Annotated in this window: 1 protein-coding gene; it reads right to left on the reverse strand. The window is 78.0% G+C overall.

What is annotated here, in order from left to right; genetic code table 11:
• The coding region (locus CH341_RS34795) for a hypothetical protein (RefSeq protein WP_210208716.1) at nt 1-387 on the reverse strand (387 nt) is incomplete at both ends.

Raw genomic sequence — 387 nt, forward strand, 5'->3', positions numbered from 1 at the left:
CTCGTGCGCCTCGGCGAGCGAGCCGACGCCCGCCTTGCGCAGCGCCTCGGCGAGCTTTTCGCGCGCCGCCTCGATGGCGCCCGCGTCCTCGGAGGCGGCCGGCGTGATCTCGATCGTGGCGAGGTCGCCGACCGCGATGGCGAGCGGCGTCAGCGCGGCGAGGTCGCGCGTGCCCTCGACCGGCTCGCCCGCGCAGGTGACGCGGCCGGCACCGGCCGGGCCGAGGCTCACCCGCACCCGCGGCGCCTTCGCCTCGGCGCGGCCGCGCGCCGCGTCGAGCGCCTGCATGGCCGTCTCGATCGCCTTGACGGCGTCGGCCGGCACGGCCTGGGTCGTGATCAGTTGGCGGATGCGGGCGATGTTCTCACGCAGGTCCCGGGCGCGGGC

This window comes from Rhodoplanes roseus, from assembly GCF_003258865.1.
Classification (GTDB): domain Bacteria; phylum Pseudomonadota; class Alphaproteobacteria; order Rhizobiales; family Xanthobacteraceae; genus Rhodoplanes; species Rhodoplanes roseus.